The sequence below is a fragment of the Rathayibacter oskolensis genome (assembly GCF_900177245.1).
Lineage (GTDB): Bacteria > Actinomycetota > Actinomycetes > Actinomycetales > Microbacteriaceae > Rathayibacter > Rathayibacter oskolensis.
The window spans coordinates 920,147-934,505 of sequence record NZ_FXBM01000002.1 but is presented as its reverse complement, the minus strand read 5'-3'; the positions used below and the strand labels follow the sequence as shown (position 1 = coordinate 934,505).

The window sequence follows — 14,359 nt, the reverse complement described above, 5'->3', positions numbered from 1 at the left end:
CTAGTCGCGAGCACCGACAGCCCGGTCCCGACCGAGGAGCTGCTCGACGCGGTCACGGACCGTGGCGGCGATGCCGTCGATCGCGAGGCTCGCGTCGACGACCAGGAAGCGCTCGGGGTCGGACTCGGCGATGGCGAGGAAGCCCTGGCGCACGCGCTCGTGGAACTCCGCCTTCTCGGCCTCGAGCCGGTCGAAGCGGGTGCGCGCGGCGTCGAGCCGCGCCCGGGCCGCGGCCGGGTCGAGGTCGAGCAGCACGGTCAGGTCGGGTCGGAGGTCGTGGGTCGCCCACTCCGAGAGCGAGCGCACCTCTCGGCCGTCGAGCACCCGCCCGGCACCCTGGTAGGCGACGGACGAGTCGATGTAGCGGTCCTGGATCACCACCTCGCCCCGCTCGAGCGCCGGACGCACGAGGGTGCCGATGTGCTGCGCCCGATCGGCGGCATAGAGGAGCGCCTCGGCCCGGGGGTCGACCTCTCCGCGGTGGTGCAGGACGATCTCGCGGATCTGGACGCCCACCTCGGTGCCACCCGGTTCGCGGGTGCGCACGACGGTGCGGCCGCGCTCGACCAGCCACTCCTCGAGCAGCAGGGCCTGCGTGGTCTTGCCCGCGCCGTCCCCGCCCTCGAGGGTGACGAAGAGCCCGGTCACGACTCCGTCGCGCCCGGCGCCCCCGCGGGCTTCTTCGCGGCCGGCGTGCGTGCCGTCGTCGTCCCGGTGGTCTTCGCGGCGGTCGCCTTGGCGGCCGTCGTCTTGGCTGCCGTCGTCTTCGCAGCGGTCGAGCGGGAGGCGGTGGTCTTCGCGGCGGTCGCCTTGGCCGCGGTCGTCTTCGACGCCGTCGCCTTCGCAGCGGCCGTCTTCGTCGCCGTCGCCTTCGCCGCGGCCGGCTTCTTCGCGGCCGGGGCGCGCTTGGCGGGAGCCTTCTTGGCCGGCCCCTTCGCGCGCTTGTCGGCGAGCATCTGGACGGCCTGCTCGAAGTCGACCTCCTCGATCGTCTGACCCTTGGGGATCGTGACGTTTGTCTCGCCGTCGGTCACGTACGCGCCGAAGCGACCGTCGCGGATGCGGATCGGCTTGCCGCTGACGGGATCGGCGTCGAACTCCTTGAGGGCGCTCGACGCCTTGCGCGCGCCGTACTTGGGCTCCGCGAACACCTCGAGAGCGGTCGCCAGGTCGACCTCGAAGATCTGGTCCTCGCTCGTGAGCGAGCGGCTGTCGGTCCCCTTCTTCAGGTAGGGGCCGTAGCGCCCGTTCTGTGCGGTGATCGGCTCGCCCGACTCCGGGTCCTCGCCGACCGTGCGCGGCAGGTCGAGCAGGCGGAGTGCGGTGGCGAGGTCGATCGAGGCGACATCCATCGACTTGAACAGCGAGGAGGTGCGCGGCTTGACGACCGCGGGCTTCTTCGCGCCGCGCTTGGCAGCAGGGGCCTTGTCGGGTTCGACGACCTCGCCCGTCGCAGGGTCGGCGACCGTGTCGGGCTCGGGGTCGGTCTCGGTCACGTACGGTCCGAAGCGACCGTCCTTCACGACGACGATCTTGCCCGTGTCCGGGTTGCTGCCGAGCACCCGGTCGGTCTGCACAGGGGCGTCGATGAGCTCCTGGGCCTTCGCCGGGGTGAGCTCGTCGGGGGCGAGCTCGAGCGGCAGGTTGACGCGGCGGGGCGTCTCCTGCCCCTCCTCCTCCGCGACCTCGAGGTAGGGGCCGTACTTGCCGATGCGGAGGGTGATGTCGTCGGTGATCCGGATGGAGTTGATGCTCTTCGCGTCGATCTCACCCAGGTTGTCGACCACGTGCCGGAGCCCCGGGTGGGTCCCGCCGCCGAAGTAGAAGCGGTTGAGCCAGTCGACCCGGTCCTCCTCGCCGCCGGCGATCTTGTCGAGGTCGCCCTCCATCTCGGCGGTGAAGTCGTACTCCACGAGGTCCGAGAAGAAGTCCTCGAGCAGGCGCACCACCGAGAAGGCGATCCAGTTGGGCACGAGGGCGGTGCCGCGGGGAGTGACGTACCCGCGGTCGACGATCGTCGAGATGATCGAGGCGTAGGTGGAGGGGCGCCCGATACCGAGCTCCTCGAGCGACTTGACGAGGCTCGCCTCCGTGTAGCGCGGGGGCGGCGAGGTCTCGTGGCCCTTCGCCTCGACCTCGGCGACGACCAGGCTCTGGCCCACCTCGAGCACCGGGAGCTTCGCGTCCTTCTCGTCGCGGGCGCCGTGGCGCTCCTCGTCGCGGCCCTCCTCGTAGGCGAGCAGGAAACCGCGGAAGGTGATGACGGTTCCGGAGGCGGTGAACTCGGCGACCCGCGCCGTGTCCCCCGCGGGGTTCGCCTCCAGGGTGACGGTGGCCGTGGAGCCCTTGGCGTCGGCCATCTGCGAGGCGACGGTGCGCTTCCAGATGAGCTCGTAGAGGCGCAGATCGTTGCCGCGCAGCGTGCCCGACAGCTGATCCGGAGTGCGGAAGGTCTCGCCGGCGGGGCGGATGGCCTCGTGCGCCTCCTGGGCGCTCTTGTTCTTGCCCGAGTACAGGCGGGGCTTCTCGGGGACGGTCTCGGCGCCGTAGAGCGCGGTCGCCTGCGACCGGGCGGCGTTGAGCGCCTGCTGCGAGAGGTTGGGCGAGTCGGTCCTCATATAGGTGATGAAGCCGTTCTCGTAGAGCGACTGCGCGACGCTCATCGTCTGCCGCGCCGAGAAGCGGAGCTTGCGCGCCGCCTCCTGCTGCAGCGTCGACGTCGTGAACGGCGCGGCCGGGCGGCGCGAGTAGGGCTTCGACTCGAGATTCGAGACGCGCACGGTGGTCGCGGGGTCGCGGAGCGCGTCGGCGAGGGAGGCGGCGGCCGCCTCGTCGAGGACCGTGACGTCGCCCTTCAGCTGTCCGCGGTCGTCGAAGTCGCGGCCGCTTCCGATGCGCTTGCCGTCGAGCCTGGCCAGCCGGGCGTCGAAGCCCGCTTCGGCGTCGGACTCGGGGGCGAGCACCGTCGCGAGGTCCCAGTAGCTCGCCGAGACGAAGGCGAGGCGCTCGCGCTCGCGGTCGACGACGAGCCGGGTCGCGGCCGACTGCACGCGGCCGGCGGACAGACCGGGGCCGACCTTGCGCCAGAGCACGGGTGAGATCTCGTAGCCGTAGAGACGGTCGAGGATGCGGCGGGTCTCCTGGGCGTCGACGAGCGAGGTGTCGATGTCGCGGGTGTTCTCGCGGGCCTTCTGGATCGCGTCCTTGGTGATCTCGTGGAAGACCATGCGGTGCACGGGAACCTTGGGCTTGAGCTCGTCGAGGAGGTGCCACGCGATGGCCTCGCCCTCGCGGTCCTCATCCGTCGCGAGGTAGAGCTCATCGGCGTTCTTCAGCGCCCGCTTCAAGTCGGCGACCGTCTTCTTCTTCTGGTCCGAGACCACGTAGTAGGGCTCGAAGCCGTTGTCGACGTCGACCGAGAACTTGCCCAGCGGCCCCTTCTTGAGCTCCGGCGGCAGGTTCTTCGGCTCGATGAGGTCGCGGATGTGCCCGACGGAGGCGAGCACCTCGTACCCGTCGCCCAGGTACTGGGCGATGGTCTTGGCCTTCGCCGGCGACTCGACGATCACCAGCTTCTTCGTGCCGGACACAGTTCTCCTCGATTGATGCTGTCGGTCGGACGGACAGGTGGGTCCGACGGGTCCCCTTCTTCGGGGAGGCGGTGGGCGGCGACCGCAGAGAGGAACGGTCCACCGTTCACGTCGGCTTCGGGCGCCCGACAGGCACACCATACACACCGCTGCCGGGCGTCCCACTCCGTCGGAGCGGACGCGGCACGGGTCGGGACCGGATGCGGAGCAGCGGAACGGCGCCCTCGAAAGCCGGGCGTCGGTCGCGCCGCGGACACTCTGCTGATGACGCCGACCGCGGATCGGCGCATGATGAGGAGCATGGCAATGACGCACACCACCTCGTCCCCCACCACCTCGGCCTACACCGCGAAACTCGTCGACGGCCCCCTCGAGGGCAAGACCCTCCGGCGCCCCTACGGCGGCGAGTCGGCACCCGCGGCGCGTCTCGAGATCCCGGGAGCCCGCGCCGGCTCCCGCTACATCTACCTCCTCTCGGGTGCTCTCGAGCACGACGAGGGGTCGGGCGCGCTCCCGACCGCCGCCGCCTACCGCTACCAGCGGCTCAGCTCGGACTGATCCGCGGGCGCCGTCGTCCCCTCTCCGGGCGGCGGGCCGGCCCGCGACCGCGCCGGGAGCGCCAGCGGCCCGAGGGCGACCACGACCTCCACGGTCGCGATCCCGGCGTCCAGTGCGCACTCGGTCAGCTCGGCGCCGCCCGCGGTGGCGATCCCGGAGGCGGCGGCGCACGGCTCCCCGGAGACCAGGCCCGACGCGGTGTCGGCCGCGGCGAGCGCCGCCGCATCCGCCGCCGCGACCGCCCTCTGGTGGCCGACGACCGCACCGCACCCGGAGAGCACAGCCGCCGTCACGAGCACGGTCCCGGCGACGACGCCGACGGCGACGATCGAGGCGGAGCCGCGCTCGCTCTCCCGCGTGCCTACCCCGATCACCCTCCTCCCCCGAGTGCGCAGGAGCGGATCGTCACCGGGAGAGCGACCGCGGGCAGCGGCCGGAGGCTCGCACCCACGCTCACGCAGACGAGGTCCCCCTCCTCCGCGACCGCGACCGACGCGCCGGCATCGACCCGGGCGACCGGCCTCGCGGCATCGTCCCCGCGCGCGGCCGATCTCGCGCCGTCGGCGGCCGCGTCGACGAGTCGCACGTACTGAGCCGTCGCCGCGACCGAGCCGAGGCAGAGTGCGAGGACGACGACGACGGCCGGGAGCGCCACGGCGAACTCGGCTGTCGCCGACCCCTCCTCCCCGGTCGATCGCCGAGGGAGGCGACCCTCGCCCCTCATCCGCCGGACGTGAGCGCGCGGGTCACCAGGTCGGTGAGGATGCCCCGCACCTCGTCGCCCTTGAGGATCACCACCAGGAGCCCGGCGAAGCCCACCGCGGCCATGGTCGCGATGGCGTACTCGGCCGTCGCGGACCCGTCCTCCTCCCCGAGCCGCGCGAGCATCCCCGCCCCGCGGAGCCGCGTCATGCCGCCGATGCCACCGCCGCCGTCCATCCCGAGGGCCTCCATCCCGCCGGCCCTCATCCCGCCGCCGTCCATCCCACTGCCGTCCATCCCGCTGCCGTCCATCCGAGTCCGCTCCGTCCCTGCCCCGCCTGGTCCGCCCCTCCTCCCGAGGATCGCCGAGATCGGCGGGCCCCGCGGCGGCCGCCGGCGGAACCGTGCAGAGGCTCCGGCCGGCCGTCCTGTGGAGGACGACCACCGCTCCTCACGCCCCGCTGTCGAAGGTCGAGAGCAGCACCGAGATCACCATCGGAGCCACCCCGAGCAGGAGGAACGCGGGCAGCACGCAGACACCGAGAGGCAGCATCAGCGTCACGCCCAGCCGTGCGGCACGCTCCCTCGCCCCGCCGGCCGCCCGCACCCGGGTCAGCGCAGCCTCGCTGCGCAGGAGGCGGCCGGCCGGCACTCCCGCGGCACTGGACAGCTCCAGCACCGGCTCGGCCGCGTCGAGCGCCCGCTCACCCGAGGCGAGCCCGCACTCCCCCAGCGCCGCGAGCACCTGCTCGCGCGAGCGCTGGATCGACCCTCCGCCCGCGAGCGCGACCGCCAGCAGGTCGAGCGCCAGCCCGGGGGCCGGGTCGCCCGGGTCCGCTCCCCTGACCAGGCGCCTCGTCCACAGCTGCGCTCCGAGCATCAGGGCGGCACCGGCGACGAGGCAGGCCAGACCCGGCGCGGTGCCGACGAGCACGCCCGCGACATCGAAGCCCAGGAGCGTCCCGAAGCCCAGTGCCACCAGCGGGAGGGCTCCGACCACTCGTCCGGTCGCCGCAGGGCCGGCGAGCGCCACGTCGATGTCGCGCCGGGCGCGCGCCAGCTCGCGCATCGACTCCGCGAGCTCGGCGAGTGCGGCAGCCACCGGCGCCCCGGAGTCGGCGGCGACGCGCCACGCCGCAGCGAGCGCCGCCCACGCGGTCGCCTCGCCCCGGTCGGGTCGTCGCCCCTCCCGCTCCCGACGACCGCGCGAGGCCGGCGCGCCGCGGAGGAGCGCCTCCGTCACGTCTCCGCCGTTCCCCGCCTCGACGGCCACCGCGCGGAGGAGGCGACGGCGGCGGGCCGCCCCGGGAGCGCTCGAGACCGCGGAGGACGCGAGGTGCGCGAACGCCGATCCCGGCGCGACTCCCGCGGCGAGGAGGACAGCGAGGCGGTGCACGATCGCCGCCACCTCGTCGAGTCCGTCGCTCCTTCTCACCGGTCCGCCCTCGAACGCCGGGGCAGCGCCCCCTCGTCGATCCGGAGGCGCCCCCTCGCATCGAGGTCGAACCGGCCCCAGGCCGCCAGCCGCCTGCGCCCGTCGCTCCGCTCGAGGTGGAGCACCAGGTCGATCGCGCTCACGGTCTGCCGGGCGATCGCCTCGGGTCCCATCCCGGCGAGCGCCCCGAGGGCTTCCAGCCGCGCCGGCACGTCGGCGAGCGAGTTGGCGTGGAGCGTGCCCGCGCCGCCGTCGTGCCCGGTGTTCAACGCCGACAGGAGGTCGCGCAGCTCGACTCCGCGGCACTCCCCGAGCACGAGGCGATCCGGCCGCATCCGCAGGGCCTCGCGGACCAGGCGGTCGAGGCCCACGCCGCCCGCACCCTCCAGATTCGGCTGCCGCGCCTCGAGCGCCACGAAATGCGGGTGCGCCGGTCGCAGCTCCCCCACGTCCTCGATCGCGATGATCCGCTCCTCGGGAGGCGCGAAGCCGAGGAGCGCACCCAGGAGGGTGGTCTTCCCCGATCCGCCGGCTCCCGAGACGAGGAGGTTCCACCGGGCGTCGACCGCCCCGCGCAGGAGCAGCCGCTCCGCCTCGTCGAACATGCCCGACGCGTGCAGCTCATCCAGGCTCCACGCGTCGGCGCGGGGGATGCGGATCGAGATCAGGGTCCCTCCGGTGGCGACGGGAGGCAGGACGACGTGGACGCGCACGCCGTGTCGCAGGCGGACGTCGACGCACGGACTCGCCTCGTCGACGTGCCTGCCTCCCGCCGCGACGAGCGAGACGGCCAGGCGGCGGGCCCCCGCGGCGTCGAGGGTCCAGGTCGGTTCGCGGACGGCACCGGCGCCCCTGTCGATCCACAGACCGGAGCCGCCGTTCACGAACAGATCCGTGACGTCGGGGTCGGCGGCGAACGGCGCGAGCAGCCCCAGCGCCGCTGCCCCTGGCCGGATCGGCGGGCCGGGCGACGCCGCGGGACCGGGCGCCGGGCCCTCCCGGCGGTAGGCGGCGGGAACACGGGGGACGAAGTCGGCGACCATGCCGGAACGGTAGGCCGCGACCGGCACCTGCCCGCACGCAGCGGCCGCATCGGTGCAGACACGCTCGATCCGCGCCCTGTGGAGGCGGGAGAGCGGCGATCGCGAGCGGCGGAACTCGAGCGGATCGACGGGAGAAGAGAAGGGGGCGGCACCCATTGGGGGGAACAGGTGCCGCCTCGGCGGCGCGGGATTGGGGGGAATCACATGCGCCGCTGAGACCGAACTTTCATTCGGCCGTATGAAAGAGTACGTGACGCCGCCCGATTCGCCAAGCCCGAACAGCCGTCTGGGCCAACTCTTGTCGAAACCCCGCCCTACTGCCAGCTTCGGCCCGCGCCTGCTCAGCATCGGACCCTGGCGCTACGGTGGTGCGAGGCCGACCGCGCCGGTCGGCGAACGGTGCACTCGCGAAGGAGCGAATCGCAGATGTCCTCTCCCCTCGACGACGCCGGCACCCCGGGATCGTCGGCCATCGACAACCTCCTGCACGAGAAGCGGCGCTTCCCGCCCCCGGCCGATTTCGCGGCCGACGCCGTCGCCTCCGCCGCCCTCTACGAGGAGGCCGCCGCCGATCGCCTCGGCTTCTGGGCCGAGCGCAGCCGAGAGCTCCTGCACTGGCACCGCCCCTTCACCCGCACCCTCGACTGGAACGACCCGCCCTTCGCGAAGTGGTTCGACGACGGCGAGCTCAACGTCGCCTACAACTGCCTCGACCGCCACGTGCTCACCGGCAACGGCGACCGCGTCGCGATCCACTGGGAGGGCGAGCCCGGCGACAGCCGCACCCTCACCTACGCCCAGCTCACGGCCGAGGTGAAGCGCGCCGCCAACCTCCTGACCAGCCTCGGCGTCCGCTCCGGCGATCGTGTCGCGATCTACCTCCCGATGATTCCGGAGGCGGTGATCTCGATGCTCGCGGTCGCGCGCCTCGGGGCGGTCCACTCCGTGGTCTTCGGCGGCTTCAGCGCCGAGAGCCTGCGCGCGCGCATCGACGACGCGGAGGCGAAGCTCGTCATCACCGCCGACGGCGGCTGGCGCAAGGGCTCGGTCTTCCCCCTCAAGCCCGCCGTCGACGCCGCCCTCGCCCTGGGCGGCGGCGAGTCGAGCGTCGAGCACGTGCTCGTGGTGCGCCGAGGGGGCAACACCGTGCAGTGGAGCGAGGGCCGCGATCTCTGGTGGGACGAGGAGATCACCGCGGTCGACGCGGACCACGTCGCGCGGGCGTTCCCCGCCGAGCAGCCGCTGTTCATCCTGTACACCAGCGGGACGACCGGCAAGCCGAAGGGCATCCTGCACACCAGCGGCGGCTACCTCACGCAGGTCTCCTACACGCATCGGACCGTCTTCGACCTCCGCCCCGAGAGCGACGTCTACTGGTCGACCGCCGATGTCGGCTGGATCACCGGCCACAGCTACGTCGTCTACGGACCGCTGAGCAACGGCGCGACCCAGGTCATGTACGAGGGCACCCCCGACACCCCGCACACGGGGCGCTGGTGGGAGATCATCGAGAAGTACGGCGTCACCATCCTCTACGCGGCGCCCACCGCGATCCGCTCGTTCATGAAGCTCGGGCGCCAGATCCCCCAGCGCTTCGACCTCTCGAGCCTGCGCCTGCTCGGCTCGGTCGGCGAGCCGATCAACCCGGAGGCGTGGATCTGGTACCGCGACGTCATCGGCGGGGGTCGCACCCCGATCGTCGACACCTGGTGGCAGACCGAGACCGGCGCGATCATGGTCTCCCCGCTGCCCGGGGTCACCACGCTGAAGCCGGGCTCGGCCCAGGTCCCCGTCCCGGGCGTCTCGATCGACGTCGTCGACGAGAAGGGCCGCTCGGTCGGGGCCGACTCGGGCGGGCTCCTCGTGGTCACGGAGCCGTGGCCGTCGATGCTGCGCGGCATCTGGGGCGACCCGGAGCGCTACGTCGAGACCTACTGGTCGAAGTTCGGCGATCGCTACTTCGCCGGCGACGGGGCGCGACGCGATCGCGACGGCGACCTCTGGCTGCTCGGCCGCGTGGACGACGTGATGAACGTCTCGGGCCACCGGCTCTCGACGGCCGAGATCGAGTCGGCCCTCGTCTCGCACCCCGTCGTCGCCGAGGCGGCCGTGGTCGGGGCGGCGGACGAGACGACGGGTCAGGCGGTGGTCGCCTTCGTGATCGCGAAGGCCAGCCAGGCCGACGCTCTCGCCGAGGGCCACGACGAGCTCGAGGCGACCCTGAAGGCCCACGTCGCCGAGCACATCGGAGCCATCGCCCGGCCCAAGCGGATCTTCGTCGTCCAGGAGCTGCCGAAGACCCGCTCGGGCAAGATCATGCGGCGGCTGCTGCGCGACGTCGCCGAGGGGCGCGCGGTCGGAGACACCACGACCCTCGCGGACACGCAGGTGATGACGGTCATCGCCTCCGCGGTCGGTGCCGACTGACAGGCGCTGACCGACAGGCGCCGCCGACCGGCACCGCCGCGAGAGGGACCGCTACTCGAAGGCGACGATCAGCTCGACCTCGACGGGAGCGTCGAGCGGCAGCTCGGCGACTCCCACGGCCGATCGCGCGTGTCGGCCCGCGTCGCCGAAGATGTCGCCGAGCACCTCCGACGCGCCGTTGACCACTCCGGGCTGACCGTTGAAACCTGCAGAGGAGGCGACGAAGCCGGTCAGCTTCACGATCCTCGTCACGCGGTCGAGCGAGCCGAGCACGTCGGCCACCGCCGCGAGCGCGTTGAGCGCGCAGGTGCGCGCCAGGTCCTTCGCGACCTCGGGGGACACGAGTCCCTCCCCCGAGCCGACCTTGCCGGTCGCGGGAAGCGCGCCGTCGACGAACGGGATCTGGCCCGCCGTGAACACCAGCGAGCCGTTCACCACGGCCGGGACGTACGCGCCGGCCGGGGCGGCGACGGCGGGGAGGACGATCCCCAGCTCGGAGAGACGGTCGGCGATCATGCGCCGGCCTCGGCGACGGGGCGCTTGAGGTAGGCGACGAGACCGCCCTCGGGGCCGGTCACGATCTGGACGAGCTCCCACCCCTCCGAACCCCAGGTGTTGAGGATCGCCGTCGTGTTGTGGATCATCAGCGGGGTGGTGACGTACTCCCAGCGGGGGACGGACATGGCTCTCCTCGAGTGCGGGGCGCGCCGGGCGTCGGCGGCGCCGGCGGATGGTGCGCCGCGACTGGTCGGAGCGCGGCGACTACGCTGATTCTATGTCGGGGGCGCGCGGGACCAGGGTCGTCAAGTCGGTCGGGGGCGCGGTCGGCGGACTCGTCGGGATCGTTGCCATGAGCGTCATCGCGGGGGTCCTCGTGTCGGCGTCGATCACTCCGGCGATCGCCCTCGGGGGCATGGCCGCCAACAACACGGTCGAGATGTTCGACAACCTCCCCGAGTACCTCGAGATCGGCACCCTCGCCGAGAAGAGCAACGTCTACGCGAAGGACGCCGCGGGCGCGGACGTGCTGCTCGCCTCCTTCTACGCGCAGAACCGCGTCGAGGTGGGCTGGGACGACATCTCGCCGTTCGTCAAGGACGCCGTCGTCGCCTCCGAGGATCCCCGCTTCTACGAGCACGGCGGCATCGACCTGCTCGGCACCGTCCGCGCCGCCGCCACGACCGCGATGGGCGGGGACGTGCAGGGAGGCTCGTCGATCACTCAGCAGTACGTCAAGAACGTGCTCATCCAGAAGGCGGAGGCGCTCTCCGACCCCATCGAGCGCGACGCCGCCTACCGCGAGGCGACCGAGACGACCCCGGAGCGCAAGGTCGCCGAGATGCGGCTGGCGATCGGCCTCGAGAAGGAGTACCCGAAGAACGACATCCTCCTCGGCTACCTCAACATCGCGCTCTTCGGAGGGACCGTCTACGGCATCGAGGCGGCCGCGAACTACTACTTCGGCATCAGCGCGCGCGATCTCTCGCTCGCGCAGTCGGCCGCCCTCGTCGCGATCGTCAACAACCCCGAGAAGTTCCGCTTCGACCGGCAGGAGGACCCCGCGAACCTCGCCGTCGAGGGCTACCCCGAGACGCTGAAGCGCCGCAACTACATCCTGACCCGCATGAACGCCGAGCAGAAGGCGACCCCGGAGCAGATCGCCGAGGCGGGGGCCACTCCCGTCCAGCCGGTGATCACGGAGCCGAGCACCGGCTGCCAGACGGCCGGCATCGCGGCGTTCTTCTGCGACTACGTCACCTGGGTGATCAAGAACGACGACGCCTTCGGGTCGAGTCAGGACGAGCGCGACGCGACCTTCAAGCGCGGCGGGTACCAGATCTACACCTCCCTCGACACCGACCTGCAGCAGGCCGCCGTCTCGGCGACGAACGACTGGATCCCGAAGTCGATGCCCACGGTGAACATCGGCAGCTCGAGCGTCTCGGTCGAGGTCGGCACGGGCCGCATCCTCGCGATGACGCAGAACAAGGACTACTCGAACGATCCCGACATCGCGGGGGCGAACTACACGAGCGTCAACTACAGCACCGACTTCGGCTACGGCGGCTCGTCCGGCTTCCAGGTCGGGTCGACCTATAAGGTCTTCACGCTCGCCGAGTGGCTCCAGGAGGGGCGCGCGCTGGGCGAGAGCGTGGACGGCACCCGCCGCGCCTACACGACCTTCCGCGACAGCTGCGAGCCCGACGGCGTCTACTACGGCGAGTCGTGGGACCCCAAGAACGACGAGGGCGGCAACGGAGGCGTCACCACCGCCCTCCAGGCCACGACCGGCTCGATCAACACGTCGTTCGCCGCGATGGCGAACCAGCTCGACCTCTGCGGCATCCGCAACACCGCGCTGGCGATGGGCGTGCACCGCGCCGACGGCACCGAGCTGCAGAAGTTCGCGCCGACCATCCTCGGCACGAACGAGATCGCTCCGCTGACGATGGCCACCGCCTTCGCGGGGTTCGCCAATAAGGGCACGGTCTGCACGCCGATCGCGATCGACCGCATCGTCGACCGCTCGGGCGCCGACGTCCCGCCGCCCACCTCCGACTGCACGCAGGGCATGTCCGAGCAGGTCGCGGCCACCGCCGACTTCGCGCTGCAGCAGGTCATGACCGGAGGCACGGGCCGTCCGTCCAACCCGGGCACCGGGATCCCGCACATCGGCAAGACCGGCACGACCGACGACGCCGTGCACACCTGGATGGTCGGCGCGAGCACCGAGGTCGCCACCGCCACCTGGGTGGGCAACGTCACCGGCTTCACCTCGATGCGCGGCTTCAGCCTCAAGCGGGTCAACGCCGGTCAGGTCCGGCACCAGATCTGGCCGCGCATCATGCGCGTCGCCGACGAGAAGTACGGAGGATCGGCCTTCCCGGCGCCGGACCGCTCGCTCGTCGAGGCGCCTCAGGAGGCGGTGCCCGAGGTCACCGGTCAGAGCCCCGCGGCCGCGGCGGAACGGCTGCGCGGACTCGGCTTCACGGTGACGGTCGACCCGAACCGCATCCCGTCCGACCGGCCGGCCGGCTCCGTGGCGCAGACCAACCCGCCGGCCGGCTCGCGGATCTCGCGCGGCTCGGCGATCACCCTGCAGATCAGCGCCGGACCGTCCACCCCGCCACCGGGCGGCTGACCCCCGGAGCCGCCGTCCGGCGCGGTCGTGCAGAATGATCCCGGTCGCGCCCGCGACCCGACCCGTCGAGAGAAGGACACATGACCGGACGCAGCAGCCGCCCCCTCACCACCGCCCTCGCGACGGTCGCGGCCGCGGGAACCGCTGCCGCCGTCTGGGGCATCGCCGTCGAGCGGACGCTCTTCACGGTCCGCCACGTGTCCGTCGCGGTCCTGCCCGCCGACTCGGTGCCGCTGCGCATCCTCCACCTCTCCGACCTGCACATGGCACCGTGGCAGTCGAAGAAGCAGGAGTGGATCCGCTCCCTCGCGGCACTCTCACCCGATCTCATCGTCGACACGGGCGACAACCTCGGCCACCGGGACGGCGTCCTCGGGATCCGCCGCGCGCTCGAGCCCTTCGCGGGCGTCCCCGGCGTGTTCGTCAACGGCTCCAACGACTACTTCGGCCCGCGGGTGAAGAACCCGCTGCGCTACTTCCGCGGGCCCTCGACGAACCCGAAGCCGAACCGACCCGACCTCGACACCGACGCACTGACGGGCTACTTCACCGACGACCTGGGCTGGACCGACCTGAACAACCGCGCCGGCACTCTCACCGTGCGAGGGACCCGCATCGAGCTCTTCGGCGTCGACGACCCGCACATCGGGCTCGATCGCGTCGACCTGGTCGCCGGGGCCGTGGACGAGCTCCGCGCCTCGGAGGACGAGGCGCCCGGTGTGAGCATCGGAGTCGCGCACGCGCCCTACCAGCGGATCCTCGACGACTTCGTCGCCCGGGGCGCCGAGCTCATCCTCGCCGGCCACACGCACGGCGGCCAGGTCTGCGTACCCGGCTTCGGCGCCCTGGTCACCAACTGCGACATCCCCCGCGACAAGGTCTCGGGATTCTCGACCTGGGACAACGGGCTGCGCAGTGCCCACCTCAACGTCTCGGCGGGCCTCGGAACGTCGATCTACGCGCCCGTCCGCTTCGCCTGCCGGCCCGAAGCGACGCTCCTGACCCTCGAGCCCGTGGCCTGACAGCCGCCCCGTCGTGTCCGCCGGGTCTCCGGAAATCGGCTATCATTGACGAGGCTCGTGAGCGGTTCGCCGTCGTGAGTCCACCGGGGTGTGGCGCAGCTTGGTAGCGCGCCTCGTTCGGGACGAGGAGGTCGTGGGTTCGAATCCCGCTACCCCGACCGGTGAGAAGCCCGGCCAGGATCATCGATCCGGCCGGGCTTCGTCGTTCCCGGTGCCGCGCACCTCAGGCTGTGAGACCGACCTCGCGGCGCGTCGGGAGCGACCGTCAGCGCGCGCAGTCCTGCGGGCGACTCGAGCCGCGAGCAGGCGGCTCGGTCTCCACGCCGCACTCGGCGGCCGCTCCCGCACCCGACCGACGCCTTCGTGCCGACGCACGTCGAGAGAGGGTTCAGCGGATCTCGACCGCCTGGTCTCGCGCCGAAGTCGACCCGGCCTCATGG

13 protein-coding genes and 1 tRNA gene are annotated in these 14,359 nt (G+C 72.3%); 5 read left to right on the top strand and 9 right to left on the bottom strand.

All coding sequences use genetic code 11. The features are described 5' to 3' along the window. Together tmk and topA are read right to left on the bottom strand one after the other, a co-directional pair. Positions 1-648: a dTMP kinase gene (tmk, locus tag B9Y99_RS13405; RefSeq protein ID WP_085477055.1), complete on the bottom strand. Its 648-nt coding sequence runs from the start codon at positions 646-648 to the stop codon at positions 1-3. After that, entirely contained in the window at positions 645-3,590 is a 2,946-nt protein-coding gene (gene topA / locus B9Y99_RS13400; RefSeq protein ID WP_129588032.1) for a type I DNA topoisomerase, read from the bottom strand. Before topA ends, tmk begins: the two co-directional genes overlap by 4 nt. Before the next feature lie 306 nt (positions 3,591-3,896). Here topA and B9Y99_RS13395 point away from each other — a divergent pair, with 306 nt between their 5' ends. After that, positions 3,897-4,148: a hypothetical protein gene (locus tag B9Y99_RS13395; protein ID WP_085477053.1), complete on the top strand. Its 252-nt coding sequence runs from the start codon at positions 3,897-3,899 to the stop codon at positions 4,146-4,148. Here B9Y99_RS13395 and B9Y99_RS13390 read toward each other — a convergent pair. From B9Y99_RS13390 to B9Y99_RS13370, 5 genes are all read right to left on the bottom strand, one after another. After that, the gene (locus tag B9Y99_RS13390) at positions 4,124-4,522 is read right to left on the bottom strand and encodes an Rv3654c family TadE-like protein (RefSeq protein ID WP_244274909.1); all 399 of its coding nucleotides are present in this window, start codon (positions 4,520-4,522) and stop codon (positions 4,124-4,126) included. The genes B9Y99_RS13395 and B9Y99_RS13390 overlap by 25 nt on opposite strands. Then, positions 4,519-4,803 (bottom strand): TadE family type IV pilus minor pilin, encoded by a 285-nt coding sequence (locus B9Y99_RS13385; protein WP_244274908.1) that lies wholly within the window; start codon positions 4,801-4,803, stop codon positions 4,519-4,521. The genes B9Y99_RS13390 and B9Y99_RS13385 overlap by 4 nt, the downstream gene beginning before the upstream one ends. A 65-nt stretch (positions 4,804-4,868) precedes the next feature. Next, complete coding sequence (locus B9Y99_RS13380) at positions 4,869-5,060, bottom strand: DUF4244 domain-containing protein (protein ID WP_342097156.1); 192 nt, start codon at positions 5,058-5,060, stop codon at positions 4,869-4,871. Between the two features lie 241 nt (positions 5,061-5,301). Then, complete coding sequence (locus B9Y99_RS13375; RefSeq protein WP_244274906.1) at positions 5,302-6,285, bottom strand: type II secretion system F family protein; 984 nt, start codon at positions 6,283-6,285, stop codon at positions 5,302-5,304. Next, positions 6,282-7,328, bottom strand: a complete 1,047-nt coding sequence (locus B9Y99_RS13370) for a TadA family conjugal transfer-associated ATPase (protein ID WP_085477412.1) — start codon at positions 7,326-7,328, stop codon at positions 6,282-6,284. The genes B9Y99_RS13375 and B9Y99_RS13370 overlap by 4 nt, the downstream gene beginning before the upstream one ends. Positions 7,329-7,754: 426 nt before the next feature. Between B9Y99_RS13370 and acs the strand changes: the two genes are divergently transcribed. Beyond that, positions 7,755-9,755: an acetate--CoA ligase gene (gene acs / locus B9Y99_RS13365; protein ID WP_085477051.1), complete on the top strand. Its 2,001-nt coding sequence runs from the start codon at positions 7,755-7,757 to the stop codon at positions 9,753-9,755. Positions 9,756-9,806: 51 nt separating this feature from the next. Here acs and B9Y99_RS13360 read toward each other — a convergent pair whose 3' ends face one another. Then, positions 9,807-10,271 (bottom strand): RidA family protein, encoded by a 465-nt coding sequence (locus B9Y99_RS13360; protein WP_085477050.1) that lies wholly within the window; start codon positions 10,269-10,271, stop codon positions 9,807-9,809. Beyond that, positions 10,268-10,438, bottom strand: coding sequence for a Sp36 family protein (gene sp36 / locus B9Y99_RS18845; RefSeq protein ID WP_165759626.1), 171 nt, complete (start codon positions 10,436-10,438; stop codon positions 10,268-10,270). The genes B9Y99_RS13360 and sp36 overlap by 4 nt, the downstream gene beginning before the upstream one ends. A 92-nt stretch (positions 10,439-10,530) precedes the next feature. Between sp36 and B9Y99_RS13355 the strand changes: the two genes are divergently transcribed. The 3 genes from B9Y99_RS13355 to B9Y99_RS13345 all read left to right on the top strand — a co-directional run bounded on the left by B9Y99_RS13355 (position 10,531) and on the right by B9Y99_RS13345 (position 14,077). Next, positions 10,531-12,897, top strand: a complete 2,367-nt coding sequence (locus tag B9Y99_RS13355) for a penicillin-binding protein (protein WP_165759625.1) — start codon at positions 10,531-10,533, stop codon at positions 12,895-12,897. Between the two features lie 80 nt (positions 12,898-12,977). Continuing rightward, a complete protein-coding gene (locus tag B9Y99_RS13350; protein ID WP_085477048.1) occupies positions 12,978-13,919 on the top strand; it encodes a metallophosphoesterase in 942 nt (313 codons plus the stop codon). 84 nt (positions 13,920-14,003) lie between these two features. Beyond that, positions 14,004-14,077, top strand: a tRNA-Pro gene (locus B9Y99_RS13345). Positions 14,078-14,359 lie beyond the last annotated feature (282 nt).

Excerpts from the sequence above, each read along its gene's own strand:
- B9Y99_RS13360 (WP_085477050.1), bottom strand. The coding sequence starts at position 10,271 with ATGATCGCCGACCGTCTCTCCGAGCTGGGGATCGTCCTCCCCGCCGTC.
- B9Y99_RS13350 (WP_085477048.1), top strand. The coding sequence starts at position 12,978 with ATGACCGGACGCAGCAGCCGCCCCCTCACCACCGCCCTCGCGACGGTC.
- B9Y99_RS13380 (WP_342097156.1), bottom strand. The coding sequence starts at position 5,060 with ATGACGCGGCTCCGCGGGGCGGGGATGCTCGCGCGGCTCGGGGAGGAG.
- acs (WP_085477051.1), top strand. The coding sequence starts at position 7,755 with ATGTCCTCTCCCCTCGACGACGCCGGCACCCCGGGATCGTCGGCCATC.
- sp36 (WP_165759626.1), bottom strand. The coding sequence starts at position 10,438 with ATGTCCGTCCCCCGCTGGGAGTACGTCACCACCCCGCTGATGATCCAC.
- B9Y99_RS13395 (WP_085477053.1), top strand. The coding sequence starts at position 3,897 with ATGACGCACACCACCTCGTCCCCCACCACCTCGGCCTACACCGCGAAA.
- B9Y99_RS13355 (WP_165759625.1), top strand. The coding sequence starts at position 10,531 with ATGTCGGGGGCGCGCGGGACCAGGGTCGTCAAGTCGGTCGGGGGCGCG.
- B9Y99_RS13370 (WP_085477412.1), bottom strand. The coding sequence starts at position 7,328 with ATGGTCGCCGACTTCGTCCCCCGTGTTCCCGCCGCCTACCGCCGGGAG.